The 2,737-nt window shown below is 65.9% G+C and carries 3 protein-coding genes and 1 pseudogene; 2 read left to right on the forward strand and 2 right to left on the reverse strand.

What is annotated here, in order from left to right; all coding sequences use genetic code 11:
* On the reverse strand, positions 1 to 177 hold a 177-nt coding region (locus G3N97_RS37870), incomplete at its 3' end, for a LysR family transcriptional regulator (protein WP_205997864.1).
* 161 nt (positions 178 to 338) lie between these two features.
* Between G3N97_RS37870 and G3N97_RS37875 the strand changes: the two genes are divergently transcribed.
* Entirely contained in the window at positions 339 to 1,613 is a 1,275-nt protein-coding gene (locus tag G3N97_RS37875; RefSeq protein WP_205997863.1) for an MFS transporter, read from the forward strand.
* Positions 1,614 to 1,719: 106 nt separating this feature from the next.
* Here G3N97_RS37875 and G3N97_RS37880 read toward each other — a convergent pair whose 3' ends face one another.
* A complete protein-coding gene (locus G3N97_RS37880) occupies positions 1,720 to 2,361 on the reverse strand; it encodes an HD domain-containing protein (protein WP_065063836.1) in 642 nt (213 codons plus the stop codon).
* A 139-nt stretch (positions 2,362 to 2,500) separates the two neighbouring features.
* On the opposite strand from G3N97_RS37880, the pseudogene G3N97_RS37885 reads away from it, so the two are divergent.
* Positions 2,501 to 2,737: pseudogene (locus G3N97_RS37885) on the forward strand (AraC family transcriptional regulator); the annotation flags it as partial.

The raw sequence follows: 2,737 nt of genomic DNA on the forward strand, positions 1-2,737 counted from the left end.
TTGCGTGAGCGCCGCGCCTTGCGGCGTGCGCACGAACAGTTCGACGCCCAGTTCGCGTTCGAGACTCTTGATCTGCTGGCTCAGCGGCGGCTGGCCGATGCCGAGCTTTTCGGCGGCGCGGGTGAAGTTGCGCTCGACGGCGACGGCTACGAAATAGCGCAGATGACGGAGTTCCATGCGATGCCTCGGGTTCCGGTGGGCGTGCTCAGGCGTGACGGATAGGCTGGCGAGCCAGTGCTAAAACATATTGCGTTAGCCAGTTCCATATATTGGACAGTATAACGAAGCAGCGGGACAATTTGCCTCGTCATTGCAGCCAGCCGCGAGGCCCCGTCATCATGAGCACTCAATCCGCCGCGACGCGCCGTGCGTCGCCTGCCGCTTCATCCGCACCTTCGCCAGCCTCGGCCCGCACGGGCGTCGATCCCGGTTCGTCCGCGTACCGGCGCATCAGCATCGCGTTATTTCTCGCCGGTTTCGCGACCTTCTCGCTGCTCTATTGCGTGCAGCCGCTGCTGCCCGTGTTCGCGAGCGAGTTCCATATCGGCGCGGCGCAAAGTTCGTTGTCGCTCTCGCTCTCGACGGGCCTGCTCGCGATTTCGATCCTCTGCGCGGGCGCGTTGTCCGAGCGCGTCGGGCGGCGCGGTCTGATCTTCGTATCGATGACGCTGGCCGCGCTCTTCAACGTGATCGCCGCGCTCGAACCGTCGTGGCACGGCATTCTGATCGCGCGCGCGTTGGAAGGCTTCGCGCTCGGCGGCGTCCCGGCGGTGGCGATGGCCTATCTCGCCGAGGAAATCTCCGCGGGCGGTCTCGGTCTCGCGATGGGGCTGTACGTGGGCGGCACCGCGTTCGGCGGCATGATCGGGCGCGTCGGCATGAGCTGGCTCGCGGAGCATCTGTCATGGCGCACGGCCATGCTGACGATCGGTGTGATCGACGTGATCGCGGCGCTGGCGTTCTTCGCGCTACTGCCCGCGTCGCGCCACTTCGTGCGCCGCGCCGATCTGAGCCCGGCGCATCATGTCGCGCTGTGGCGCAAGCATCTGTCGGCGTCGACGCTGCCTGCCGTGTTCGCCACCGGCTGCCTCGCGATGGGCGTGTTCGTGACGGTCTATAACTACGCGGGCTTTCGTCTGCTCGCGCCGCCGTTCGATCTGAGCGCGACGCAAACCGGCATGATCTTCTGCGCGTATTTCGCGGGCATCGTGGCGGCGTCGGCGGCGGGTGCGCTCGCGGATCGCTGCGGCCGCGCGCCGGTGCTGATCGGCGGCGTGATCGTCGCGGCCGTCGGGCTCGCGCTCACCTTGTCGAGCGTGCTTGCGCTGGTGGTGATCGGCATCGTGGTGCTGACCGTGGGTTTCTTCACGACGCATTCGGTCGCGAGCGGCTGGGTCGGGCAACTCGCGGACGGCGCGAAGGGCCACGCCACGTCGCTCTATCTGCTGGCGTATTACCTCGGATCGAGCGTGCTGGGTTCGTGGGGCGGCTGGTTCTGGCAGAAAGGGCAGTGGCCGTCGGTGGCGGGCTTTGCGTTCGCGTTGCTGGCAGCGTGCGGCGCGCTGGGCATCGTGATCGCACGCAGACAGGCGCTCGCTCGCGCGCCGATTTGAAGCCGCAAGTCACGACGAGTACGTCGTGCAAACAGGCGCGCGCCGGATTCACCGGCTGCGCGCTTTTTTTATTCACGCGAACTTTCACGCGAACTTCGCACGTACTTCACGCGGCCCAAGCCGAACAGCGGATCACGCTGCAGAAGTTGCCCGCATGGAAGTGCGGATCCTTGTCGGCGAGCACGTCGGCCTTCACGTTGCCGAAGGTCGTCTCCGGCTTGTGCTTGATGCCGTCGTAGAAGGTCTGAATGATGTCTTCCTTGAAATGCGGCGTGCGCGGATGCGCGTGCACCACGGCGTCGCGCTCGGCGTGGCTGTACTCGTGATACGTGAGGCCGAGCACGTCCATTTCGACGCCCGCCGTCACCAGCGCGATCACCGGATGCATATGCTGAGGGATGCCAGGCGTGGTGTGAAGCGCGATGGACGTCCACACGAGATCGATATCCTGTTGCGAGATGCCGCGCGCGCGCAGGAAATCGCGCGCCGCGTTCGCGCCGTCCACCTCGAAGCGCTCGTGCGCGCTGCTGTGCGCGTGCGTGAGGCCGACGTCGTGAAACATCGCGCCCGCATAGAGCAGCTCGCGGTCGAACTTCAGCTCGCGCTTGAGGCCCGCGAGCGCGCCGAAGTAATACACGCGGCTCGAATGGTTGAACAGCAAGGGCGATTCGGTATCGCGCACGAATTCGGTGATTTCGCGTGCAAGCTGGCTATCGGGGATGGCAACGTCTGCGAGTTCGAGGCTCATGGCGGGACTCCGTCGGGTGGGTGTGGAAGTCATTCTGGACTGTGCTAGCATTGTCTGGATTCGACTGAGAACGTCGATTTCTGCCATTTCACGCGGAATCAGGACATAGCGCCCGCGTGCCCTCCGGAGCCCGATCCTCATGCCCAGAATCGTCGCCATTCTCGCGCTGCCCGGCGTGCAGCTGCTCGACGTGAGCGGCCCGCTCGACGTCTTCGCCCAGGCCAACACGGAGTCGGGCCGCGCGTTCTACGACCTGCGCGTGATCGCGTGCCGCGCGGGCCCGATCCGCAGTTCGTCGGGCGCGCGTCTGCTGCCCGACGCGGTGGCGGGGCAGACGACGGAGCGCATCGACACCTTGCTCGTCGCCGGTGCGCCC

The sequence above is a fragment of the Paraburkholderia sp. Ac-20347 genome, from assembly GCF_017104805.1.
Taxonomy (GTDB): domain Bacteria; phylum Pseudomonadota; class Gammaproteobacteria; order Burkholderiales; family Burkholderiaceae; genus Paraburkholderia; species Paraburkholderia tropica.

Coding starts and splice junctions, on each gene's coding strand:
- G3N97_RS37880 (WP_065063836.1), bottom strand. CDS start 2,361: ATGAGCCTCGAACTCGCAGACGTTGCCATCCCCGATAGCCAGCTTGCA.
- G3N97_RS37875 (WP_205997863.1), top strand. CDS start 339: ATGAGCACTCAATCCGCCGCGACGCGCCGTGCGTCGCCTGCCGCTTCA.